This is a genomic window from Streptomyces sp. NPDC057474 (assembly GCF_042802555.1).
GTDB lineage: Bacteria > Actinomycetota > Actinomycetes > Streptomycetales > Streptomycetaceae > Streptomyces.
Genome location: NZ_JBHVDX010000154.1, coordinates 1 through 24,301, shown reverse-complemented (window position 1 = coordinate 24,301; position 24,301 = coordinate 1). Strand labels below are relative to the sequence as shown.

Genomic DNA, 24,301 nt, shown 5'->3' with positions numbered 1-24,301 from the left:
GGGCCCCGCCCTGAACGCTGCCGACGCCTACGGCGTACCAGTAATCGTCAGTTGTCGTCCTCGTCGATGAGGAACCCGCGCATCGGCGAGGGAGCCTGCCCCATCGGAGAGGGACCCTGCGGCCGGACCGGAGCCATCGGCTGGGTCATGGCCGGCGACATCTGCTGCTGACCGCCGTAGGAGGGCGCGGCCGGAGCCGGGGCGCCGCCCATGCCTCCACCCATGCCTCCACCCATGCCGCCGCCCATGCCGCCCGGGTTTCCGCCGTACGACGGGGCGCTCGCGCCGGCCGGAGCCATGGAGGGCGCCGGGGACGGCGGTAGCGACGCGGTCGCCGGGGTGCGCGGCGGGGCCAGCGAGTCGTCCGCCTGGGTCTCCAGCTGACGCAGCTGCGACTCCAGGTACGACTTCAGACGCGTGCGGTACTCGCGCTCGAAGCCGCGCAGGTCCTCGACCTTGCGCTCCAAGGTGGCGCGGGCGGACTCAAGGGAGCCCATCGCGACGCGGTGCTTCTCCTGCGCGTCCCGCTCCAGTGCGTCGGCCTTGGCACGGGCGTCCCGCTCCAGACCCTCGGCGCGGCTACGGGCCTCACCGACGATCTTGTTGGCCTCGGAACGGGCCTCGGCGATCGCCTGGTCGGCGGTCTGCTGGGCCAGCGAGAGCACACGCGCGGCGCTGTCGCCGCCGGGGCCCTGACCGGGGCCGCCCATCGGACCACCCATGGGGCCGCCCATCGGGCCGCCCATCTGCTGCATGGGAGGCTGGCCGCCCATGGGGCCCTGGCCCATCTGACCCTGCATCTGGCCCTGGCCCATCTGGCCCTGGCCCATCTGCGGCTGCATCTGGCCCTGACCCATCGGGCCCTGGCCCATCGGTCCCTGACCCATCGGGCCGGGACCCTGCTGCCCACCCTGGCCACCGGGGCCGGCGGGCAGCTGCGGAGCGCCGCTCGGCAGCTGGGGCGGGCCACCCATGGGGCCCCCCATCTGCTGCGGCGGGCCCGATATCCCAGCGGGTACGGGTCCACCGGGACCGCGCATACCCTGCTGCTGCATACCGCCCTGTTGCTGCATGCCGCCCTGCTGCATGCCCCCCTGTTGCTGCATGCCACCCTGCTGCATGCCGCCCTGCTGCTGGTCCTGAGGCTCCGGAGGCTTGCGCATGTTCTGCTGGTTCTGGGCAGCAGCGCGCGTGGCCGCGGCCAGTTTGGCGCGCAGGTCCTCGTTCTCGCGGAGCAGGCGCGTCAGTTCGGCTTCGACCTCGTCGAGGAAGGCATCGACCTCGTCCTCGTCATAGCCTTCTCGGAGGCGGACGGTCGTGAACTGCTTGTTCCGCACGTCCTCGGGGGTCAACGGCATCTCTTCACCTCAACGTAGTCGTCGGCATTCGGCAAGACCGCATCTCTCACATCGTTCACATCGCACTCCGCACAAGCGTGATCAGGATGTAGACGATGATCATCAATACGAAGAAGGACAGGTCGAGCGCCACGCCCCCGAGACGCAGCGGCGGAATGAACCGCCGCAGAAGCTTGAGCGGTGGATCAGTGACAGTGTAGGTGGCCTCCAGAACGACCACCATCGCCTTGCCGGGTTGCCATGAGCGGGCGAACTGGAAGACGTAGTCCATGACCAACCGGAAGATGAGCACGATGAGAAAGCACATCAGCGCGATGTAGATGACATCCAGAACCACGCTCATGACCTGCGCTTCCCTCTCCCCTGTTTCCTGTTCCGTGCTCTTCGTTCCGGTGGTGCGTCTCAGCTCTGGTTGAAGAACCCGCCCTCTGCGATACGGGCCTTGTCCTCCGCCGTGACATCGACGTTAGCAGGCGACAACAGGAACACCTTCTGCGTCACCCGCTCGATGCTGCCGTGAAGACCAAACACCAAACCGGCCGCAAAGTCGACAAGTCGCTTCGCGTCTGTGTCGTCCATCTCAGTCAGATTCATGATCACCGGGGTGCCCTCACGGAAGTGTTCCCCGATGGTACGGGCCTCGTTGTAGGTCCGCGGGTGCAACGTGGTGATCCGGTAAGGCTCTCGTTCGGACACGACCTTGGGCATGATCACCGGTGCGTTCTTCTCCAGGCTCGAACGTTCTTGTGTGATGGATGCCACGGGCGCGATCCGGGCGGGTCGCATCGATTCCGCGGGGAGCGAAGTGGCATGCGACACCGGTTCGCGTTGCACCGGAGGCTGCACCACTCGTACCGATTCATCCCTTTGGGACTGATGTGACTGGTGCGCCTGATGTACCGGCTCGTGCCGGCGGTGTTCCCGCTCGGGCTCCGGGTCGAGCTCAGGCTCGAAGTCGTCATCGGGGTCGAATCCCCTGCCGTCGTACCCATCGTCCTCCACGAGGCCGAGGTAGACCGCCATCTTGCGCATCGCGCCGGCCATGCTCTGAGTCCTCCGCTCTGTGGTGGATCGACTGACGACTTCCCAAGTGCCCGCGATCCACGAGGTCGTTGCGCCCGCCTCTCGACGGAATGACCATATTTTCTGCTGTGGTCCGACTTCTTGGCGACGTTACCCGAGCCTGGGACGGACTCCGAGTACCGCAGTGCCGACGCGTACATGTGTCGCTCCGGCCGCCACGGCCTCCTCGAGGTCCGCACTCATCCCTGCGGAGACCATGTTCGCAGCCGGATGGGCCCGGCGCAGGTCGGTCGACAAATCCATCAACCGCCCGAACGCGGCCCGTTGGCGTCCGGCGTACTCCCCGGTGAGCGGCGCGACGGTCATCAGACCATCGACCCGCAACCCCGGAGCCTGCGCCAGGAGGTCGGCCAACTCTTCGATTCCACCCGGACCGACGCCTCCTCGCTCTCCCCGGCCACTCTCGTCGGCGTCGAGCGCGACCTGGATGAGACATCCCACCTCACGCCCGACCCGAACGGCCTCATTCGACAGAGTCGTGACAAGCCTGGAACGATCGACGGACTGCACGAGATCCGCATAACGCACCACAGAACGGACTTTGTTGGTCTGCAACTGCCCCACAAAGTGCCACACAAGCGACAGATCTGAACATTCAGCAGCCTTGGGTGCCGCGTCCTGGTCCTTGTTCTCGGCGACATGACGCACACCGAGTTCCGACAGGATCCGCACATCGCTCGCGGGGTAGGTCTTGGTGACCACGATCAGAGTCACCTCGTCCCGCTTGCGGCCCGCCGCCACACAGGCCGCCGCGATCCGGTCCTCCACCTTCGCCAGGTTTCCGGCGAGTTGTGCCTTACGGTCCGTCATGCCCATCAGTCCAGCCAGACATATCCCGCGAGTCGCCCCGTGGCGCGGTCGCGGCGGTACGAGAAGTGGTCGCGCGACTCCAGTGTGCACACCGGCGACTGCTCCCGGTCGTGCACCCCGAGGCGCTCCAGCTGTGCGTGCACTCCGGCGCACACATCGACCGAGGGCGTGCCCCAACTGGTGTCGGCGTACGCCGCCGGCTCGACGGTGGCCACCTCGGCGCGCATCGCTTCGGGGACTTCGTAACACCGGCCGCAGACGGCGGGTCCGGTGCGTGCGACGATCCGGGCGGGGTCGGCGCCGAGTTCGGTCATGGCCCGTACGGCGGCGGGGACGACCCCGGCGACCATGCCGGGCCGACCGGCGTGGGCGGCGGCCGCGACCCCGGCGACGGGGTCGGTGAGCAGGACGGGCACACAGTCGGCGGTGAGGACGGCGAGCGCGAGACCGCGCCGGGTGGTGACGACCGCGTCGACGGACGGGATGTCGCCGGTGCCCCACGGTCCGTCGACCACGGCCACGTCCGCGCCGTGCACCTGGTTCATCCAGACGACGCGGTCCGGCTCCAGGCCCAGCGACTTGGCCGCCAGCTCCCGGTTCGTCGTCACGGCGCCGGCGTCGTCCCCGACCGCGCCGCCGAGATTGAGCTCCTCATACGGAGCGGCGCTCACCCCGCCCCACCTGTCGGTGAAGGCGAAGTGCGCGCCGCTCACGTTCTCGCGCCGTCCTATCACTTGAGGAAGTCCGGTACGTCCAGCTCCTCCGCCGCGCTGTCCGAGTAGGACCGGGACGACGGGACCGGCGGGGCGACCGGGACGTCGTTCACCGGCTCCGGGGCGGGCGCCGGCTCCTCCTTCGGCTTGACGCTGCCGAGGGAGCCGAAGGACGGGCGGGTCTCGGCGGGCCGCACCGGGGCGGGCTCCTCGCGCTTGGCCGCGGCCGAGCCGAGGATGTTGTCCCGCTTGGCCGGGGGCTGGCCGCCGTCGAAGCCGGCCGCGATGACCGTGACCCGGACCTCGTCGCCGAGCGCGTCGTCGATGACCGCGCCGAAGATGATGTTGGCCTCGGGGTGGGCGGCCTCGCTGACCAGCTGGGCGGCCTCGTTGATCTCGAACAGACCGAGGTCGGAGCCACCGGAGATGGAGAGCAGCACGCCCCGGGCGCCGTCGATGGAGGCCTCCAGGAGCGGCGAGGAGATCGCCATCTCGGCGGCGGCCACCGCGCGGTCGTCGCCGCGGGCCGAGCCGATGCCCATGAGGGCGGAACCGGCCTCGGACATCACGGACTTGACGTCGGCGAAGTCGAGGTTGATCAGACCGGGGGTGGTGATGAGGTCGGTGATGCCCTGGACACCGGAGAGCAGGACCTGGTCGGCCGACTTGAACGCGTCCAGAACGGAGACCTGGCGGTCCGAGATGGACAGCAACCGGTCGTTCGGGATGACGATGAGGGTGTCGACCTCTTCGCGGAGCTCGGCGATGCCGTCCTCGGCCTGGTTGGCGCGGCGGCGGCCCTCGAAGGTGAACGGGCGGGTGACCACGCCGATGGTGAGGGCGCCCAGCGAGCGGGCGATGTTGGCCACGACGGGCGCGCCGCCGGTGCCGGTGCCGCCGCCCTCGCCGGCCGTCACGAAGACCATGTCGGCCCCCTTGAGGACCTCCTCGATCTCCTCGCGGTGGTCCTCGGCCGCCTTGCGGCCGACGGCCGGGTTGGCGCCGGCGCCGAGTCCGCGGGTGAGTTCGCGGCCGACGTCGAGCTTGACGTCGGCGTCGCTCATCAACAGAGCTTGCGCGTCGGTGTTGATGGCGATGAACTCGACGCCCTTGAGACCGACCTCGATCATCCGGTTGATGGCATTGACACCACCGCCGCCGACACCGATGACTTTGATGACTGCGAGGTAGTTCTGCGGTGCTGCCACGTCGAAGGCCTCTCGCCTCGAGTTACGTGTCGCCGCTTCGCGAGGGACCCGCGATGCGACGACTGATGCCGAAGTGGGACGGTCCGAACGCCGACCCGAACCCTAACGCTGAAGTTTAGGGTTACCAGTGTGACTGTTCCTTGGACTCTTCCGAACAGGACACTAAGTCGACAAGTGGCGCACGTTCAACGAACACGCCGAACCTCCCGTTTTTCTTTTCACCCTATGTGATCAGCCATAGCGGTGCCCAACCAGGGTGCTGGCCTGCGCGGATGCGCGTCAACTCCCTGATGACGCGGGTGCGGTGGGAACACTCACGTCGAAGTGCCCCGCGTCCGGGGCGGCTTTGATCAGGGCGGTGAGTGCGCGGGCCTTCGCGCGCCCCTTCTCCGCACTCCCCCATGCGACCGTACGGTCTCCGCCCAGCTCCAGCGAGATGGAGTCGTAGGAACGGACCTTGACGACGAGGGCGTCGTGCGCGACCGCGGCCGGAATGGCACGGGCGACCCGCACGGCCTCCCGCACGAGCCGGTCCTCACCGAATCGCCGCAGACTGGCGGCGGACGAACCCGACCTGGACACCGTCAATTCCAGTACGGGAACGCCCTGCGGGGCGCGTGAAACCGTGGCAAAACGCACACCCTTCGCGTCCACTTCGACGTACTTGCCCGAATTTCCGGCCGCTTCGACAATCAGGACCGGAGTACGTTCGCTCACTTTCAGCCCGATTCCATGAGGCCAGGAACGGATGACCTCAACCGAGTCGATTCGGGGCAATTTCCTGAGCAGTCGGGACTCGATCCCGTCGAGGTCGACGGAAATCAGTGGATCGCCGAGCGGCACGTCGGCGGCCTCTCGCACCTGGGCCTCCGTCAGCACGCGGGTGCCCGACACGGACACTTGCTCGGCCCGCAGCCACGAGGAGCCGTACAGGGCCCAGAGCGAGGCGCCGCCGATCAGCGCCAGGGCGACCGCGGCGACGATCAGCGCCCGGGGGCCGGGGAGCCGTCGCCGCGGCGGCGGGCCGGAGTCCAGATCCTCGTCGGTGCCGCGTTCGGCGGTGGTCGGTCCGGCCACGCGCACTCCCTCTCCTGGCTCGGTTCACCTCCGGGGCGCCTCGGTCGGTGTCGAGCGCCCGACCGTGCTCAGCCCTTCGGGCCTCCACGCGCTCGACCCCTCGACACCGACGCGCCCCTTCGGCTCACTCGCCGATCCGTTCCCTAGCGGTGTCCACGCTTGGCGGCGATCGCCTCGTACACCATCCCGACGAGCAGGTCGTCGGCGTCCCGTCGGCCGAACTCGCTGGCGGAGCGGGACATCTCGTACAGCCGGTGCGGGTCGGCGAGGACGGGCAGGACGTTCTGCTGCACCCACTGGGGCGTCAGTTCCGCGTCGTCGACCAGCAGTCCGCCGCCGGCCTTGACCACCGGCTGGGCGTTCAGCCGCTGTTCGCCGTTGCCGATGGGCAGCGGGACGTAGGCGGCCGGGAGCCCGACGGCGGAGAGTTCGGCGACGGTCATTGCGCCCGCGCGGCAGAGCATCATGTCGGCCGCGGCGTAAGCGAGGTCCATCCGGTCCACGTACGGTACCGGGATGTACGGAGGCATTCCCGGCATCTGGTGCACTTGTGGCAGTTCGTTCTTCGGACCGACCGCGTGCAGAATCTGGATCCCGGCCTGCTGGAGGTAGGGCGCGACCTGCTGGACGACCTCGTTGAGGCGGCGGGCGCCCTGGGAACCGCCGGAGACCAGCAGGGTCGGCAGATTGGGGTCGAGACCGAACAGCGCGCGGGCCTCGGGGCGCGCGGCGGCCCGGTCCAGGGTGGCGATGGCGCGGCGCAGCGGGATGCCGATGTAGCGGGCGTCACGGAGCTTGCTGTCCGGGGTGGAGACGGCGACCTGGGCGGCGTACCGGGAGCCGATCTTGTTGGCGAGGCCGGGGCGGGCGTTGGCCTCGTGGACGACGATCGGCACACCGAGGCGCTTGGCGGCGAGGTAGCCGGGCAGGGCGACATAGCCGCCGAAGCCGACGACGGCGTCCGCCTTGGTGCGCTCCAGGATCTGCTCGGTCGCCTTGATCGTGCCGCGCAGCCGGCCGGGCACGGTGATCAGCTCGGGCGTGGGCTTGCGCGGCAGGGGCACGGCGGGGATCAGCGCGAGTTCGTACCCGCGCTCGGGGACGAGGCGTGTCTCGAGGCCGCGCTCCGTGCCCAGGGCCGTGATGCCCACAGTCGGGTCCTGCCTGCGCAGGGCGTCCGCGAGGGCGAGCGCGGGCTCGATGTGACCGGCGGTTCCGCCACCGGCGAGTACGACATGCACCGAAATTCACCGCTCTCCGGACGAACGTGCCGAGGCACGCCGTCGCATCGTTTTCCATCTCCCGGGCCCCGAAGGACCACCGCCACGCTTTCTACCAAAGCGGGGTTGCCGCATGGCAAGCGCCGCCCGCGCAGCGGGCTCGTCGCGCGCGAACGCGATGAGCAACCCGATGGCGAACATGGTCGGCAGCAGGGCGGAACCTCCGTAGGAGAACAGCGGGAGCGGGACTCCGGCGATCGGCAGCAGACCGAGCACCGCACCGATGTTGATCACCGCCTGCGCGGTGATCCAGGTGGTCACGCCTCCCGCGGCATACCTGACGAAGGAGTCCTCCGTGCGTCCGGCCACGCGGATACCCGCATAGCCTAGAGCCGCGAAGAGGGCGAGCACCGACAGCGTCCCCGCGAGGCCCAGTTCCTCACCGGTGACGGCGAAGATGAAGTCGGTGTGCGCTTCCGGGAGTTGGCCCCATTTTTCCACACTGGCACCGAGCCCGGAGCCGAAGATTCCGCCCGAGGCCAGGGCGTAGATGCCGTGCACGGCCTGCCAGCAGTCGGCGCCGTCCGTACGGGGTTCGGTGGCTCCGATGCAGGCCAGGCGGGCCATGCGGTTCGCGCTGGTCCTGATCAGGATGAATCCGATGAGCCCGGCGATGGACAGGACACCCACGAACAGCCGCGTCGGCGCCCCGGCCAGCCACAGCAGGCCGAACAGGATCGCCGTGAGAATGATCGCGGTGCCCATGTCACCGCCGAGCATGATCAGCCCGAGGAGCATGAACGCCACCGGAACGAGCGGCACCAGCATGTGCTTCCACTGGGCGAGGAGCCGCTTGTCCTCCTTGCGGGCCAGCAGATCCGCGCCCCACAGCACGAGCGCCAGTTTGCCGAACTCGCTGGGCTGGATCTGGAACGAGCCGCCGATGGCGATCCAGTTCTGGTTGCCGTTGATCGACTGCCCTATCCCGGGCACCTGAACCATGGCCATCAGGAACACACAGCCGGCCAGGATCGGGTAGGCCAGCGCCCGGTGCAGCTTGACCGGCATCCGCGAGGCCGCGAGCAGCAGCACGGTGCCGATCGCGGCCGCGAGGAACTGCTTGCGGAAGAAGAAGGTCCCCGGCAGCGACTTCTGCAACGCCGTGATCTGCGAGGCCGAGTAGACCATCACCAGCCCCAGCACGGTGATCAGCAGACTGCCGCCGAGGATCAGGTAGTACGCGGTCAGCGGCCGGTCCCAGGCCTTGCGCGCGCGGGTGAGGAACCGCCGCACGGGGTTCTCGCGCGGCGGCCGGGACACGGGAGGCCGCCGCGTGACGCGCTGGAGGGGCGCACGGCTCGTACGGCTACTCGGCATCGGGGGCGCCTTCGCCGCCGACCGACCACATCCGTGTCACGCGTCCCTCCCAGTTTCACCCGGCGCCGCCAGGCGAAGCCGGGCCGGGTCAGCCGTCCGCGGAGGAGAGTTCGCGCACAGCCTCCGCGAACGCGTCCCCACGCTTGTTGTAGTTGACGAACATGTCCATAGACGCACAGGCCGGCGCCAGCAGCACCGTGTCGCCCGCCCGCGCCAGCGTCCGCGCCTCGCGGACGGCGGCGAGCATCGCCCCAGTGTCGGTCCGGTCGAGGTCGACGACCGGCACTTCGGGCGCGTGTCGCGCGAGCGCTTCCCGGATCAGCGCGCGATCCGCGCCGATCAGCACGACGCCCCGCAGCCGCCCGGCTGCACCGGCGACGAGTTCGTCGAAGGTCGCGCCCTTGGCGAGGCCGCCCGCGATCCACACGATCGACTCGTACGCCGCCAACGAGGCCTGCGCGGCATGCGTGTTGGTGGCCTTGGAGTCGTCGATGTACGCCACGCCGTCCACGTCGGCCACGTGCGCGATGCGGTGCGCGTCCGGGGTGAAGGCCCGCAGCCCGTCCCGTACGGCCGCTGCGGGCACCCCGAAGGCCCGGGCGAGGGCCGCCGCCGCGAGGGCGTTGGCGATGTTGTGCGGGGCCGGCGGGTTCACGTCCGAGACCTCGGCGAGTTCCTGGGCGTTCTTCTGCCGGTTCTCGACGAAGGCGCGGTCGACCAGGATGCCGTCCACGACGCCGAGTTCGGACGGCCCGGGCGTGCCGAGCGTGAACCCGACGGCCCGGCAGCCCTCTTCGACGTCCGCCTCGCGCACCAGGTCCTCGGTGGCCTTGTCGGCCGCGTTGTAGACGCAGGCGACCCGATTGCCCTCGTAGATACGGCCCTTGTCGGCGGCGTACGCCTCCATCGAGCCGTGCCAGTCGAGGTGGTCGGGGGCGAGGTTGAGGACGGTGGCTGAGTGGGCGCGCAGGGAGGGCGCCCAGTGGAGCTGGTAGCTGGACAACTCCACGGCCAGTACGTCGTACTGCTCTTCGCCGAGGACGACGTCCAGCAGCGAGACCCCGATGTTGCCGACGGCGGCCGTGCGCAGGCCCGCCGCCGTCAGGATCGAGGCGAGCATCTGCACGGTGGTGGTCTTGCCGTTGGTGCCCGTGACGGCCAGCCAGGGGGGCGCGTCGGGGCCCCGCAGCCGCCAGGCCAGCTCGACGTCGCCCCAGACGGGGACGCCGGCCTCGGCGGCCGCGGCGAACAGCGGCTTGTCCGGCTTCCAGCCGGGGGTGGTGACGATGAGTTCGGTGCCTTCGGGCAGGGTGGCGCCGTCGCCGAGGCGCACGGTGATGCCGAGCGCCTCCAGGTCGGCGGCCTGCGCCCGGGCGCGCTCGTCGTCGCCGTCGTTGACGACCGTGACGAGGGCGCCGAGGCCGTGCAGGACCTTGGCCGCCGGGATGCCGGAGACGCCGAGTCCGGCGACGGTGACGCGCTTGCCCTGCCAGTCGGTCACTTGTCGGCCGCCCATCCCGCGTAGAAGAGGCCCAGTCCGACGATCACACAGATGCCCTGGATGATCCAGAAACGGACCACGACAAGGACCTCGGACCAGCCCTTGAGCTCGAAGTGGTGCTGGAGCGGGGCCATACGGAAGACGCGCTTGCCGGTGAGCTTGAACGAGCCGACCTGGATGACGACCGACATCGTGATGAGGACGAACAGGCCGCCGAGGAGCGCGAGCAGCAGCTCGGTGCGGGAGCAGATCGCGAGACCGGCGAGCGCGCCGCCGAGGGCCAGCGAACCGGTGTCACCCATGAAGATCTTCGCCGGCGAGGTGTTCCACCACAGGAAGCCGAGGCAGGCGCCCATCAGCGCGGAGGCGACGATCGCCAGGTCGAGTGGATCTCGTACCTCGTAACAGGCGGCCGGATTGGTCAGGGTCTGCGTGTTGGCGCAGGACTCCTGGAACTGCCAGACGCCGATGAAGGTGTACGCGCCGAAGACGAGCACGGAGGCGCCGGTGGCGAGGCCGTCCAGACCGTCGGTCAGGTTCACGCCGTTCGACATCGCGAGGATCATGAACAGCGCCCAGATCACGAACAGCACCGGGCCGATGGTCCAGCCGAAGTCCTGGACGAAGGAGATCTTGGTGGAGGCCGGCGTCTGGTCGCGGACGTCCGGGAACTGCAGCGCGAGAACCGCGAAGCCGATGCCGACGATCAGCTGGCCGGCCATCTTCGCCTTGGCCCGCAGACCGAGCGAACGGCGCTTGACGATCTTGATGTAGTCGTCGAGGAAGCCGACGAGGCCCATGCCGCCCATCAGGCCGAGCACCAGCAGACCCGAGAAGGTCGGCGTGTAGCCCGTGATCAGCTTGGACAGGAAGTACGCGGCGATCGTCGCCAGGATGAAGGCGATACCACCCATGGTCGGCGTACCGCGCTTGCTGCCGTGCGTGCGCGGGCCGTCGTCGCGGATGTACTGGCCGTAGCCCTTGCGGGCCAGCAGCTTGATCAGCAGCGGGGTGCCGACCAGGGTCAGGAAGAGGCCAATGACTCCTGCGAACAGGATCTGCTTCATCATCGGGCGGCAACCTCACCCTCGTTGCCGCTGTCGAGCAGCGCCTGCGCCACGCTCTCGAGCCCGACCGACCGGGACGCCTTCACGAGTACGACGTCTCCCGGGCGCAACTGACTGCGCAACAGGTCGACCGCCGCCTGTGCGTCGGACACGTGCACCGACTCCTCACCCCACGAACCCTCGTTATATGCGCCCAGTTGCAGCCAGGACGCTTCCCTGCCCCCGACCGCGACGAGCTTGCCGACATTGAGCCGGACGGCGAGCCGTCCGACCGCGTCGTGCTCGGCGAGCGATTCGTCCCCGAGCTCGGCCATCTTGCCGAGCACCGCCCACGTACGACCCCCTTGTGCCTGTGCGGCCTTGCCCATCGCCGCGAGCGCGCGCAGAGCGGCTCGCATGGACTCGGGGTTCGCGTTGTAGGCGTCGTTGACGACCGTCACGCCGTCCGGGCGCTCGGTGACCTCCATGCGCCAGCGGGAGAGGGAGCCCGCCTCGGAGAGCGCGATGGCGATCTCGTCTGCGGACATGCCCAGCTCATGGGCGACGGCGGCCGCGGCGAGCGCGTTCGACACGTGGTGCTCACCGTACAGGCGCATGGTCACATCGCTTGCACCGGAGGGTGTGTGAAGCCTGAACGCGGGCTGTCCGGCGTCCGTGAGCGTCACGTTCTCGGCGCGTACGTCCGCTTCGCCGGACTCTCCGAAGAAGATCACCCGGGCCTTTGTCCGGGACGCCATGGCCCGGACGAGGGGGTCGTCGGCGTTGAGGATCGCGGCGCCGTCCTCCGGCAGTGCCTCCACCAGCTCGCCCTTGGCCTGCGCGATCTGCTCCCGGCCGCCGAACTCGCCGATGTGGGCGGTGCCGACGTTCAGCACGAGGCCGATCCTCGGCGGGGTCAGTTCGGTCAGGTACCGGATGTGGCCGACGCCGCGGGCGCCCATCTCCAGGACCAGGAAACGGGTTTCCTCCGTGGCGCTGAGCGCGGTGAGGGGGAGCCCGATCTCGTTGTTGAGGGAGCCGGGCGTGAACACCGTCGGCGCCTTGCGCCGGAGCACCTGTGCGATCAGGTCCTTGGTGCTGGTCTTGCCCGCCGAGCCGGTGAGGGCCACGAGGGTCGTGCCGAGTTTCCGGACGACGTGCCGGGCGAGGGCGCCGAGCGCCGCCTGGACGTCGGTCACGACGATCGCGGGCACGCCGACGGGACGGGACGCCAGCACCGCTGCCGCACCCGCCTCGACGACCGCGGCCGCGAAGTCGTGTCCGTCCACGCGCTCGCCCGCGAAGGCGACGAAGAGGCTGCCGGGCTCCACTTCACGGGAGTCCCGGACGACCGGTCCGGTGACCTGCGCCGACGGATCCGGTATGTCGTGCGTCTGCCCGCCGACGACTTCTGCGATCTCGGCGAGAGAGAGGGCGATCACAAGTTCATCCCTGGGTCTGCTGGATAGCTTCGCGAAGCACCTGGCGGTCGTCGAAGGGACGTACCACGCCGGCGATGTCCTGGCCCTGCTCGTGGCCCTTGCCCGCGACCAGCACGGTGTCGCCCGGCTGTGCGCGGGCCACCGCCGCGGCGATCGCGGCGGCCCGGTCCTCGAAGAGGAGGACCTCGCCGCGCTCATGCGTCGGCACGGACGCCGCGCCTGCGAGCATGGTCGCGAGGATCGCGAGGGGGTCCTCGGAGCGGGGGTTGTCGGAGGTCAGTACGGCGGTGTCGGAGAGCCGGGCCATGGCGGCGCCCATCGGCGCGCGTTTGGTCCTGTCCCGGTCGCCGCCGCAGCCGAGCACGACGTGCAGGCTGCCCTCGGTGACCTTGCGCAGCGCCTTGAGGACCGACTCGACGGCGTCCGTCTTGTGGGCGTAGTCGACGACCGCGAGATACGGCTGCCCGGCGTCCACGCGCTCCAGGCGGCCCGGCACGCCCGGTACGGCGGCGATGCCGTCGGCGGCGGTCTGCGCGTCGAGACCGGCGGTGGCCAGCGTGGCGATCGCGGCGAGGGTGTTGGCGACGTTGAACGGGCCCGGCAGCGGCGACCTGGCGCCGATCCGCTCGCCCTTGGGGCCGACCGCGGTGAACCTCGAGTCCATGGGCCCGACCTGGACGTCCTCGGCGCGCCAGTCGGCGTCGGGGTGCCCCTCGGCGGAGAAGGTGACGACCGGGACCGTGGCCTCCTCGGTGAGCCTGCGGCCGTACTCGTCGTCCACGTTGACCACGCCGATCCTGCTGCGTTTCGGCGTGAACAGCTGCGCCTTCGCCTGGAAGTAGTCCTCCATGCCGGAGTGGAACTCCATGTGTTCCGGGCTCAGGTTGTTGAAGACGGCGACATCGAACACACAGCCGTCGACGCGGCCGAGGACCAGGGCGTGGCTGGAGACCTCCATGGCGACGGCCTCGACGCCGCCCTCGCGCATGACCGCGAACAGGGCCTGGAGATCGGTGGCTTCGGGCGTGGTGCGCTCGGACTTGATGCTCTCGTCGCCGATGCGGATCTCCACGGTGCCGATGAGGCCGGTGGGTCGGGTGACCTCCAGACCCCCTTCGATCAGATAGGCCGTGGTGGTCTTGCCGGAGGTGCCGGTGATGCCGATCTGGAGCAGATCACGGCCGGGGTGGCGGTAGATGGTGGCCGCCAGCTCGCCCATCCGCCCGCGCGGGTCCTCGACGACCAGGACGGGCAGGCCCGTCGCGGCGGCGCGTTCGGCACCGGTCGCGTCGGTCAGCACGGCGACCGCGCCGAGGCCGGCGGCCTGGGTGACGAAATCGGCGCCGTGCAGGCGGGCGCCCGGAAGAGCGGCGTACAGGTCACCGGGGCGGACGGCACGCGAGTCGTGGGTGATACCCGCGACCTCGGCGGTGACTTCCGGCGCGGTGACACCCAGCTGTTCGGCGAGCTCCGCGAGGGGTACGGCGGAGAGCAGATCCGGCCTGGGCAGCCCCGGATACGTCACAGGATGCCCCTTCTGGGTGGTTTGGGACTGATCAGCGTGTGGCACGGCGGTGAGCGTACCGGGCGCACCCCCGCCGGGGCGAAGCGAGGGTTTGTGCGAGCGGGGCTGTGGTGCGTGGTTCCCGGGGTCGGGAGTGATCATGGTCACGAGTCGGTTCCTGGCTGGTTGCGCTGATCGGCGGGTGGATCAGGATGTGGTCAGGAGACGGGTCAGGGCGTGAAGGCGACGGGCAGGTTCGCGGGCTTCGCCCCGGTGGGCGGGACCTGGAGGGTCTTCAGGGCGAACTCCATGACCTCCTTGTAGATGGGGCCGCAGATCTGGCCGCCGAAGTAGTTGCCCTTGGTGGCGTTCTGGATCGCGCAGTAGACGGTGATCCTCGGGTTGTCGGCGGGTGCGAACCCGGCGAACGACGAGGTGTAGCCGCGGTATCTGCCGGTGGCCGGATCCACACGGTTGGCCGTGCCCGTCTTGCCCGCGACCCGATAGCCGGGGATACGCGCCTTGGTGCCCGTGCCCTCCTCGTCGTCCACGACGGACTCCAGCATCCGGGCGAGGGTCTTCGCCGTCTTCTCGCTCACGACCCGGGTCTTCTCGGGCTTCGGAGCGGGGGTGAAGCGGCCGTCCGGTCCCTCGGTGCCTCGTACGAGGGTCGGTTCGACGCGTACGCCGCCATTGGCGATCGTCGAGTAGACGGAGGCCGCCTGCATGGCGTTTATCGACACGCCCTGGCCGAAAGGGATCGTGTACTGCTGCGAGGTCGACCAGTCGCCGGGCGCGGCGAGGATGCCCTTGGTCTCGCCGGGGAAGCCGAGGCCGGTGTAGCCGCCGATGCCGAACTTGCGCAGGTACGAGTGGAGGATCTTGTTGGACTCGCGCTGGTTCCTGCCGAGTTCGCCGGTGGCGAGGATGGTGCCGATGTTGCTGGACTTGGCGAGGACGCCGTTGAGTGTCAGGTACCAGGTCGGGTGGTCGATGTCGTCCTTGAAGAGTCGGTCGCCGCGGTGCAGCCGGTTGGGCACGGTGACATGCGTGCCCGGCGTGGCGACGTTCTCCTCCAGCACGGCGGCCATCGACATGACCTTGGCGGTGGAGCCGGGCTCGTAGGCGTCCTGGAGAGCCGCGTTGCCCAGGGCGTCAGGGTTCGCCTTCGTGAGGTCGTTCGGGTCGAAGCCGGGCGAGTTGGCCATGGCGAGGATCTCGCCGGTACGGGTGTCCTGCACTATCACGTAGCCGCGGTCCGCCTCGGACTTCTTCACCTGCTCGGTGATGGCGTTCTGCGCGGCCCACTGGATGTCGCGGTCGATGGTCAGCTCGACATCGGAGCCGGCCACGGCGGGGGTCTCGGTGGAGCCCGCGGTGGGCACGAGGCGGCCGCCGGACTGGGCGTAGCGGATCTTGCCGTCCTTGCCTGCCAAACGGTTGTTCAACTGCTGCTCGATGCCGCCCCCGCCCTTGCCCTCGGCGTTGACCCAGCCCAGTATCCCGGCGGCGAGGTCGCCGTTGGGGTACACGCGCTTGCTGCTGGGCTCCTGGAAGACGCCGGCCAGGACGTTGACCGTGTCCTTCTCGTCCTCGGCCCTCTTGACGAGCGCGGACTTCAGGTCGCTGATCTGGTTCCAGACCTGGGGGGTCTGGCGGCGGGCGAGGAGCACGTAGCGCGTGTTCTTGGTGCGCAGCTTCTCGGTGATCGTCTCCTGGTCCGCGCCGAGGATCGGCGCGAGGAGCGCGGCCGCCTGCTCGGGCCCGTCGTCGATCTTCAGCTGCTCGCGCGTGAACATCGTCGGGTCGGCCGTGATGTCGTTGGCGTCGGTGCTGATCGCCAGGTCGACGCCGTTGCGGTCGGTGATCCCGCCGCGCTCGGCGGCCAGTACCCGGCCGACGTACCGGTTCTGGTCGGCCTTGGCCGCGTACTCGCTCGCGTCGACGGCCTGCACCTGGAGCAGCCGTACGACGAAGGCGATCATCACCAGGGTCAGCGCGAGACTCACCATGCGCAGCCGGGGGCGGGGGCTGCCCAGACGGATGGTGCGCGCGGCCGGCTGCCGGGGCGTGGCCGGGCGGCGCTGCGCGGCGGGGCGGGCGCCGGGGCCCGGCCGACGCTGCTGGCCGCCCGGGCGCACGGGCCGGGCGGGTCCGGGTACGCGGCGGCGGGGGGGCTGCCTGCCTGAATCGGCCACTTCCGTCACCTGCCGGGGGTCGTCGGGAGCTGGGTGGACTGTACGGACGGGCTGGTGGGCGTGGGGGTCGGTGTGGGGGTGACCGCGGGCGCCGGCGTCTGCGGCTGCGGCTGCGGCTGCGGTTGCGCAGGAGAGACCGACGGCGTGGGCGTGGGGGTCGGGCTCGCGGGCGGGCCGGGGCCGAGGATCTCGGGCGCGAGGACGAGCGGCATACGGGCCACGGACTGCTGGGCGGCGCTCGGTACGCCCTTGACCGTGCCGTCGGGGTTCAGGAAGACCGGGTCGCCGCCGGGGACCATGCCCAGTTCGCGGGCGCGGCGCTGGAGGGCGTCGGGCGCGGAGTAGGCGTCCACGTCCCGTTGGAGCGCCTGTTCCTCGTCGGTGTAGCTCTTCACGTCGTCCTGGAGGTCGTCGAGCTTGAACGACCCTTCACTGAGCGCGGAGTTCAGCACGAGGAGGCCGATCAGGCCGCCGCCCAGCAGCAGGACGACAAGGAGGACGAACGGGGTGCGGGCGGCCCCCTTGGGCCGCACGGGCAGGAGCCGCGCGAGACGGGCGGCCCGGCCCCTCAGTTCGGGTTTCCTGCTCACGCGCCCTCCCTGTGAGTTCGGTTTCCGGACTCACTCACCGTCCCCGTGAGTTCGCTTTTCGGACTCACTCACCGTCCCCTTCACGCACCGTGTGCGGCCGCCTCGTACGCATCATGCGAGGTTTTCCCGCACGCGTTCCGCCCCGCGCAGGCGTGCGGGGGCGGCGCGCCGGTTCTCGGCGACCTCTTCCTCGGTGGGAAGTTCGGCACCACGGGTGAGGAGCTTGAGCCTCGGCTGGTAGCGCTCGGGGACGACGGGCAGTCCTGGGGGCGCGGTGGTGGCGGCGCCCGCCGCCAACACCTGCTTGACGAGGCGGTCTTCGAGCGAGTGGTACGACAGCACGGCGATCCGGCCGCCGACCGCGAGGACCTTCACGGCGGCGGGGATCGCCCTCTCCAGGACGGTGAGTTCGCCGTTGACCTCGATGCGCAGCGCCTGGAAGGTGCGCTTGGCGGGGTTGCCGCCGGTGCGTTTGGCGGCCTGCGGCAAGGAGTCTCGGATCAGTTCGACGAGGCGGGCGCTGTTGGTGAAGGGCTCCTTGTCGCGCTCGCGCACGATCGCGGAGACGATCCGCTTGGCCTGCTTCTCCTCGCCGTACGCCCGGAGGATCCGGACGAGTTCGCCCGCCGGGTAGGTGTTGAGGACCTCGGCCGCGCCGATGCCGGTCGTCTGGTCCATCCGCATGTCGAGGGGGGCGTCCTGGGCGTACGCGAAGCCCCGGTCGGCCTCGTCGAGTTGCATGGAGGAGACGCCGAGGTCGAACAGGACGCCCTGGACGCGGTGGAGGTCCAGCCGGGCGAGTACGTCGGGGAGTTCGTCGTAGACGGCGTGCACGAGGGTGGCGCGCTCACCGAAGGGGGCGAGTCGTTCGCCGGAGAGGCGCAGGGCCTCCTTGTCGCGGTCGAGGGCGACGAGCCGCGCCTCGGGGAACCGGGTGAGGAGCGCCTCGCTGTGGCCACCGAGGCCGAGTGTGCAGTCGACCACCACCGCGCCGGGCTCCGTGAGGGCCGGGGCCAGCATGTCCAGGCACCGCTGGAGCATGACGGGGACATGGCGGCTGTTGCTCAAGGGGCCCTCTCAGGTCCGGCGCGAGCCGCACGTACGCGCCGCGCACGCGGGGAGATGCCGGGCTGTCACCGGATCTCCTGGGGATTTCAGTCCAGCAGGGGGCCTCGCCTCCCGCTCCGCGTCACTCTAGTCCACGGCTTCTCGCGGTCAATCAACCGGCCTGCGCGTCGCGACGCCTCCCCCGGACGAGGCCGCGAATATGGAGAAATCACCTGTACCGCCGTGATCCAGCCACTCCTGTGGGTTACCTCACAACAAGCCTCAATGACGTTCTTTGTCCTCTCTCACAGAGCGCCCTCAGCGGCCGTGACCAGTACCGTCATGGCTATGACGACCTCCGCAGCAGTTCCCACCGGGCCCGAAGGCGCCATATCCGACGGCACCGTCACCGACCGCCTCGTCGAGGCGAACCAGCGGTACGCGGCCGCGTTCGCCGACCCCGGGATGGACGCCCGCCCCGTCCTCCGCGTCGCGGTCGTGGCCTGCATGGACGCCCGCCTCGACCTGCACGACGCCCTCGGCCTCGAACTGGGCGACTGCCACACCATCCGCAACGCGGGCGGCGTGGTCACCGACGACGTGATCCGCTCCCTCACCATCAGCCAGCGCAAGCTCGGCACCCGGAGCATCGTCCTCATCCACCACACCGGCTGCGGCCTGGAGGCCCTCACCGAGGACTTCCGCACCGAACTGGAGGCGGAGGTCGGCCAGCGCCCGGCCTGGGCCGTGGAGTCCTTCCGGGACGTGGACCAGGACGTACGGCAGTCCATGCAGCGGGTGCGCACCAACCCGTTCCTGCTGCACTCCGACGACGTACGCGGCTTCGTATTCGACGTGAAGACGGGTCTGCTCCGGGAGATCGACCCGGCTTGAGCCCCGTCGAACCTGACCGTCGGGACCACCCTCGTACCGCCCGAGGCGGTCCCGCGCAGCCCCGGTTTCCTGTCAATCTGCTGGCATCTCGGCCTTTAAAAGACTACAAACCTGACATATCGCGGACTGTTATCCACAGGCGAGTGACACGGATTGGTAACGGCAGCAAGAATGCGGATGTGACGTCACGCTGAGCAGTTCGCGCGTGGTGTCCGTGTTTCGGGGTGGGCCGGTCCGCATCGCAGAGCGACGGCCCAGAGAAAGAACGGGCCGAGGAGGGCCGGGTGACGACCTATGACGATCGAGCGAGCCTCACTGATCTGACCAGCACTGTGGAGCGAGTCCGCAGTTCGGTCGAAGGAGTGATCGAGGGCAAGCCTGAGGTCGTACGGCTTTCGCTGACAGTGCTGCTCGCCGAGGGACATCTTCTGATCGAAGATGTGCCCGGCGTCGGCAAGACCATGCTGGCCAAGGCACTGGCGCGGTCCATCGACTGCTCGGTGCGGCGTATCCAGTTCACGCCGGACCTGCTGCCGTCGGACATCACGGGTGTGTCCATCTGGGATCAGCAGCGCAAGGAATTCGAGTTCAAGCCGGGCGCGATCTTCTCTCAGATCGTGATCGGCGACGAGATCAACCGCGCCTCGCCGAAGACGCAGTCCGCGCTCCTGGAGTCCCTGGAGGAGCGCCAGGTCACGATCGACGGCACGACGTACGAGCTGCCGAGCCCCTTCATGGTGGTGGCCACGCAGAACCCGGTGGAGATGGAGGGCACCTACCCGCTGCCGGAGGCCCAGCGCGACCGCTTCATGGCCCGCGTCTCCGTCGGCTACCCCAGCCCGGAGGCCGAGCTGCAGATGCTCGACGTCCACGGCGGGGTCTCGCCGCTGGAGGACATGCAGCCGGTGGCGCACGCACACGAGATCGTGAAGCTGATCGAGGCCGTCCGCAATGTGCACGTCGCGGAAACGGTCCGGCGGTACGCGGTGGACCTGGTCGGCGCCACCCGCAGCCACCCGGACCTCAGACTCGGCGCCTCGCCGCGTGCCACGCTGCACCTGCTGCGCGCGGCGAGGGCGACCGCCGCCCTGAGCGGCCGGGAGTACGCCCTGCCGGACGACATCCAGTCGCTCGCCGTGGCCATCCTCGCGCACCGGCTGCTGCCCACCGCCCAGGCCCAGCTCAACCGCCGTACGCCGGAGCAGGTCGTGCAGGAGATCCTCCAGCGCACGCCCGTACCGCAGGCACCCCAGGCGCAGAGCGGCTTCGGTTCGGTCCACGCCACGCCCGCCTATCCGCAGCAGCCGCCGCGGAGGCTTGGATGACCACCGCCGGGCCGGCGCCCGACCCGGAGCAGGACAAGGGCGGGCTGCGCACGGCCCTCGCCGGCCTCACCACGCGCGGGCGCTCCTTCCTGGCCGCCGGCATAGCGGCGGCCATCTGCGCGTACGTCCTCGGGCAGAGCGATCTGCTGCGGGTGGGGCTGCTGCTCGCCGTGCTGCCGCTGGTCTGCACGACCGTGCTGTACCGCACCCGCTACCGGGTCGCGGGCAGCCGTCGGCTCTCCCCCGCGCGCGTGCCCGCCGGCAGCGAGGCCCGCGTCCATCTGCGGATGGACAACGTCTCGCGGCTGCCCACCGGGCTGCTGATGCTCCAGGACCGGGTGCCGTACGTGCTCGGTCCGCGCCCCCGGTTCGTGCTGGACCGGGTGGAGGCGGGCGGCCGCCGCGAGGTGTCGTACCGCGTCCGCTCCGATCTGCGCGGCCGCTATCCGCTGGGCCCGCTCCAGCTGCGCCTGACCGACCCGTTCGGCATGTGCGAGCTGACCCGGTCCTTCTCGACGTACGACACCCTGACGGTCATCCCGCGCGTGGAGACGCTGCCGCCGGTGCGGCTGAGCGGCGAGGCGAGGGGGTACGGAGACGGCCGGCAGCGCTCGCTGGCGCTGGCCGGCGAGGACGACGTGATCCCGCGCGGGTACCGGCACGGCGACGACCTGCGCCGGGTGCACTGGCGCTCGACCGCGCGCTACGGCGAGCTGATGGTGCGCCGCGAGGAGCAGCCGCAGCGCGCCCGCTGCACGGTGCTGCTGGACACCCGGGCCGAGGCGTACCTCGGCGCGGGCCCGGACTCGGCCTTCGAGTGGGCCGTCTCCGGTGCCGCCTCCATGCTGGTCCACATGCTCGAACGCGGCTTCTCCGTACGACTGTTGACGGACACCGGCAACTCCGTGCCCGGCGAGGGCGCCGACGGGTTCGCGGGCGCCAGTCAGGAGTCCGCCGACGCGGCCGGGCTGATGATGGACACCCTCGCGGTGATCGACCACTCGGACAGCACGGGCCTCTCCCCCGCGTACGACGTGCTGCGCAGCGGCAACGAGGGGCTGCTGGTCGCCTTCCTCGGCGACCTCGACGAGGAGCAGGCGACGGTGATCGGCAAGATGCGTCAGCGCAGCGGCGGGGCGGTCGCCTTCCTGCTGGACAGCGAGGCGTGGACGACCGAACCGGGCGAGGTGCCCGGTGCCGGGAGCGCGAGCGAGGAGTCGCTGCGTCTGCTGCACGAGGCGGGCTGGACGGCTCTGGCCGTGCCGCGCGGCGCCTCGCTGACGGACCTGTGGCGGCAGGCGGACCAACAGCGCACCGGTGTGATGTCCGGAAGCGGTATGGAGGGACGGTCATGAGCGGGCGGGCGAGGCTGGCGCTGTGCGCCTGGGCCGCCACGATCATGGCGGCGTGCGCGCTGCTGCCGCTGGTCGACCCGGCGACCTGGATCTTCCAGGCCGCCCTCATGCTGGGCGTGCAGACCGGCGTGGGAGCGCTCACCCGGCGGGTCCCGCTGGCCCGGCCGCTGACCGTGGCCGCGCAGGCGCTGGTCACGCTGATGATGCTGACGCTGGTCTTCGCCCGGCAGCAGGCGGTGGCCGGGATCGTCCCCGGCCCGGAGGCCTTCCAGTACTTCGCGACGCTGTTGCAGACCGGCGCCGACGACGTCGGGCGGTACGCCATCCCGGCGCCGCTGAGCGACGGCATCCGGCTGATGATCATCGGTGGTGTGCTGGTGATCGGCCTCCTGGTCGACGCGCTCGCGGTGACGTTCCGCAGCGCGGCCCCGGCCGGTCTGCCGCTGCTCGCGCTGTACTCGGTCGCCGCGGGACTCTCCGACGGCGCCGCGTGGCTGTGGTTCGTGCTGGCCTCCGCCGGCTATCTGTTGCTGCTCCTGACCGAGAGCCGCGACCGGCTCTCGCAGTGGGGCCGGGTCTTCGGCGGCGCGCCCCATGGTCCGCGCGCGGAGTCCGCGAGCGGTGCCGTGGCCCCGGTGCGCACCGGGCGGCGCATCGGCGCGGTCGCGCTGGGCATCGCCCTGGTGGTGCCGCTCGGGCTGCCGTCCCTCGACGGCGGGCTGCTGGACGGCACGGGGGCCGGCATCGGCGGGGGCTCCGGTGGCGGCGGCACGATCTCCGCGGTGAACCCCGTGGTGTCGCTGCGCGGCAGCCTGAACGTGGACGAGGACCGCCAGGTCCTGTCCTACCGCACGAACACGGACAACGTGCAGGAGATGTATCTGCGGATCGTCTCCCTGGACAACTTCGACGGCACCTCCTGGACGCCGACCGAGCGCTCCATCACCGAGGTGCCGGACGAGTTCGGCACCCCCATCGGCCTCGCCTCCGACGTCAAGCGGACCTCGATCGAGACCCGGATCGTCGCGGCGGAGGACTACGAACAGAACTGGCTGCCGATGCCGTACCCGGTCAGCAGCGTGGACATCAATGGCGACTGGCGGTACGAGCCCGTGGGGCGCACCCTCGTCGGTGACCACGGCCAGAACACCAAGGGCGCCCAGTACAAGGTCGAGAGCCTGATCGTGCAGCCCACGGCGGAGCAGCTGGCCTCGGCGCCGGAGCCGCCGCCGTCCCTGCGGCGGGAGTACACCAAGGTGCCCGCCTCGCTGCCGTCGGTGGTGGCGCGGACCGCGCTGGAGGTCACCAAGGGCGCGACGAACAACTACGAGCGGGCGGTGAAGCTCCAGGACTGGTTCGCGTTCAGCGGCGAGTTCACCTACGACACCGAGGTGCGGTCCGGCACGGGCGCGCGGGCGATAGCCCGGTTCCTGCAGGAGAAGCAGGGCTTCTGCGTCCACTTCTCCTTCGCGATGGCGTCCATGGCCCGCACGCTGGGCATACCGGCCCGGGTAGCGGTGGGCTTCACCCCCGGCACCCCGCAGACGAACGGCACGATGTCGGTGGGGCTGCGCGACGCGCACGCCTGGCCGGAGCTGTACTTCGAGGGCGTGGGCTGGACCCGCTTCGAGCCGACCCCCAACCGGGGCTCGACTCCTGAGTACACGGTGCCGGAGGACCCGGGCACCGGCGGCCTGCCCGAGGTGCCCCGGCCCTCGCAGTCGGCATCCACGGCGCCGTCGGCCGAGCCGTCGACGAGCGAGAGCTGCACGCCGCAGGAGGTGAAGCTGGGGGCCTGCGCGAGCGAGTCCGCGGCGGCCGTGGCGGGTTCGGACGACGACGAGCGCTCGTTCTGGGGCCTGCTGTTCTTCTCGCCCTGGACCCTGTTGACCCTCCCGGGGGCGCTCCTGGTGCTGGCGATCCCGCTGCTGCCGATGCTGTGGCGGCTGCGGGTCCGGTCCGTACGGCTGGGCGCGCATGACGGGGCGGTGCCGAAGGGGGCCCATGGGCCCGCTGTCGCGCGGGAGGTGGCCGACGAAGGGGGCGGTCCGGCGGGCTCCCTGGCACCACCGGGCAGGGCCACCGCGTACGGCCGCACGGAGGCCGCGGCGGCCCACGCGCTGGCCGCCTGGCAGGAGGTGACCGACACGGCGTGGGATTACGGGATCGCGCCGGACGAGTCGCAGACGCCCCGCAAGGCCGCCGCGCGGATCGTGCGGCTCGGGGAGCTCGAACCGTCGACCGCGGACGCGGTGCACCGGGTGGCGGCGGCTGTGGAGCAGGTCCTCTTCGCTCCGCGTCCGCAGATCCCGGCGGGTCTCGCCCGGGACGCCCACCAGGTCGGGGTCGGCCTCCGGGCGCACGCCGGCCGCCGGACCAAGCTCCGGGCACTGCTGCTGCCGCGTTCGACCATCCGGGTGGCCTGGGCCCTCTCCGCCCGCTGGGCGGACACCAGGGACAATCTGCTGTCCCGCATCCCGACACCACGGCTGCCCTGGCGACGCCCCTCACCGAGCCAGAACAGCTAGCGGCTCCGCACGCGTCTGCCCCCTG

General features: G+C 70.4%; 20 protein-coding genes. 4 read left to right on the top strand and 16 right to left on the bottom strand.

Translation table 11 applies throughout. The annotated features are described in order from the left end of the window. Positions 1 to 47: 47 nt before the first annotated feature. From ACFU53_RS32655 to rsmH, 16 genes are all read right to left on the bottom strand, one after another. On the bottom strand, positions 48 to 1,358 hold the full coding sequence (locus ACFU53_RS32655) for a DivIVA domain-containing protein (protein ID WP_384000522.1): 1,311 nt from the start codon (positions 1,356 to 1,358) through the stop codon (positions 48 to 50). 55 nt (positions 1,359 to 1,413) lie between these two features. After that, positions 1,414 to 1,701 (bottom strand): YggT family protein, encoded by a 288-nt coding sequence (locus ACFU53_RS32650; protein ID WP_257563659.1) that lies wholly within the window; start codon positions 1,699 to 1,701, stop codon positions 1,414 to 1,416. Between the two features lie 59 nt (positions 1,702 to 1,760). After that, the gene (locus ACFU53_RS32645) at positions 1,761 to 2,402 is read right to left on the bottom strand and encodes a cell division protein SepF (protein ID WP_384000519.1); all 642 of its coding nucleotides are present in this window, start codon (positions 2,400 to 2,402) and stop codon (positions 1,761 to 1,763) included. Positions 2,403 to 2,531: 129 nt separating this feature from the next. Beyond that, positions 2,532 to 3,251 (bottom strand): YggS family pyridoxal phosphate-dependent enzyme, encoded by a 720-nt coding sequence (locus ACFU53_RS32640; RefSeq protein ID WP_384000527.1) that lies wholly within the window; start codon positions 3,249 to 3,251, stop codon positions 2,532 to 2,534. Positions 3,252 to 3,256: 5 nt separating this feature from the next. Beyond that, positions 3,257 to 3,985, bottom strand: a complete 729-nt coding sequence (gene pgeF / locus ACFU53_RS32635) for a peptidoglycan editing factor PgeF (protein WP_384000517.1) — start codon at positions 3,983 to 3,985, stop codon at positions 3,257 to 3,259. Next, on the bottom strand, positions 3,982 to 5,172 hold the full coding sequence (ftsZ, locus tag ACFU53_RS32630) for a cell division protein FtsZ (RefSeq protein ID WP_384000515.1): 1,191 nt from the start codon (positions 5,170 to 5,172) through the stop codon (positions 3,982 to 3,984). Before ftsZ ends, pgeF begins: the two co-directional genes overlap by 4 nt. Before the next feature lie 279 nt (positions 5,173 to 5,451). Continuing rightward, positions 5,452 to 6,249 carry a cell division protein FtsQ/DivIB gene (locus ACFU53_RS32625; RefSeq protein WP_384000513.1) on the bottom strand — a complete coding sequence of 266 codons (798 nt, stop codon included), beginning with the start codon at positions 6,247 to 6,249 and terminating at the stop codon, positions 5,452 to 5,454. Positions 6,250 to 6,392: 143 nt separating this feature from the next. Then, complete coding sequence (gene murG, locus ACFU53_RS32620; RefSeq protein WP_384000511.1) at positions 6,393 to 7,490, bottom strand: undecaprenyldiphospho-muramoylpentapeptide beta-N-acetylglucosaminyltransferase; 1,098 nt, start codon at positions 7,488 to 7,490, stop codon at positions 6,393 to 6,395. Between the two features lie 6 nt (positions 7,491 to 7,496). Continuing rightward, positions 7,497 to 8,846 (bottom strand): putative lipid II flippase FtsW, encoded by a 1,350-nt coding sequence (gene ftsW, locus ACFU53_RS32615; RefSeq protein ID WP_384000509.1) that lies wholly within the window; start codon positions 8,844 to 8,846, stop codon positions 7,497 to 7,499. Positions 8,847 to 8,934: 88 nt separating this feature from the next. Then, positions 8,935 to 10,362, bottom strand: a complete 1,428-nt coding sequence (gene murD, locus ACFU53_RS32610) for a UDP-N-acetylmuramoyl-L-alanine--D-glutamate ligase (protein ID WP_384000507.1) — start codon at positions 10,360 to 10,362, stop codon at positions 8,935 to 8,937. Next, entirely contained in the window at positions 10,344 to 11,417 is a 1,074-nt protein-coding gene (mraY, locus tag ACFU53_RS32605) for a phospho-N-acetylmuramoyl-pentapeptide-transferase (protein WP_384000505.1), read from the bottom strand. The genes murD and mraY overlap by 19 nt, the downstream gene beginning before the upstream one ends. Further along, positions 11,414 to 12,835: a UDP-N-acetylmuramoyl-tripeptide--D-alanyl-D-alanine ligase gene (gene murF, locus ACFU53_RS32600; protein ID WP_384000503.1), complete on the bottom strand. Its 1,422-nt coding sequence runs from the start codon at positions 12,833 to 12,835 to the stop codon at positions 11,414 to 11,416. Before murF ends, mraY begins: the two co-directional genes overlap by 4 nt. 4 nt (positions 12,836 to 12,839) lie before the next feature. Then, positions 12,840 to 14,507 (bottom strand): UDP-N-acetylmuramoyl-L-alanyl-D-glutamate--2,6-diaminopimelate ligase, encoded by a 1,668-nt coding sequence (locus tag ACFU53_RS32595; RefSeq protein WP_384000501.1) that lies wholly within the window; start codon positions 14,505 to 14,507, stop codon positions 12,840 to 12,842. Between the two features lie 62 nt (positions 14,508 to 14,569). Continuing rightward, positions 14,570 to 16,351 carry a peptidoglycan D,D-transpeptidase FtsI family protein gene (locus ACFU53_RS32590; protein WP_384000525.1) on the bottom strand — a complete coding sequence of 594 codons (1,782 nt, stop codon included), beginning with the start codon at positions 16,349 to 16,351 and terminating at the stop codon, positions 14,570 to 14,572. 191 nt (positions 16,352 to 16,542) lie between these two features. Next, complete coding sequence (locus tag ACFU53_RS32585; RefSeq protein WP_384000499.1) at positions 16,543 to 17,127, bottom strand: hypothetical protein; 585 nt, start codon at positions 17,125 to 17,127, stop codon at positions 16,543 to 16,545. A 111-nt stretch (positions 17,128 to 17,238) separates the two neighbouring features. Further along, a complete protein-coding gene (gene rsmH, locus ACFU53_RS32580; RefSeq protein ID WP_384000497.1) occupies positions 17,239 to 18,195 on the bottom strand; it encodes a 16S rRNA (cytosine(1402)-N(4))-methyltransferase RsmH in 957 nt (318 codons plus the stop codon). Positions 18,196 to 18,522: 327 nt separating this feature from the next. Between rsmH and ACFU53_RS32575 the strand changes: the two genes are divergently transcribed. The 4 genes from ACFU53_RS32575 (at position 18,523) to ACFU53_RS32560 (ending at position 24,276) form a co-directional block, all read left to right on the top strand. Then, positions 18,523 to 19,068, top strand: a complete 546-nt coding sequence (locus ACFU53_RS32575; protein WP_384000495.1) for a beta-class carbonic anhydrase — start codon at positions 18,523 to 18,525, stop codon at positions 19,066 to 19,068. 284 nt (positions 19,069 to 19,352) lie between these two features. Further along, complete coding sequence (locus ACFU53_RS32570) at positions 19,353 to 20,393, top strand: AAA family ATPase (protein WP_384000493.1); 1,041 nt, start codon at positions 19,353 to 19,355, stop codon at positions 20,391 to 20,393. Continuing rightward, positions 20,390 to 21,748 (top strand): DUF58 domain-containing protein, encoded by a 1,359-nt coding sequence (locus tag ACFU53_RS32565; protein WP_384000492.1) that lies wholly within the window; start codon positions 20,390 to 20,392, stop codon positions 21,746 to 21,748. Before ACFU53_RS32570 ends, ACFU53_RS32565 begins: the two co-directional genes overlap by 4 nt. Continuing rightward, on the top strand, positions 21,745 to 24,276 hold the full coding sequence (locus tag ACFU53_RS32560) for a DUF3488 and DUF4129 domain-containing transglutaminase family protein (protein ID WP_384000491.1): 2,532 nt from the start codon (positions 21,745 to 21,747) through the stop codon (positions 24,274 to 24,276). The genes ACFU53_RS32565 and ACFU53_RS32560 overlap by 4 nt, the downstream gene beginning before the upstream one ends. The last annotated feature ends 25 nt before the right edge of the window (positions 24,277 to 24,301 follow it).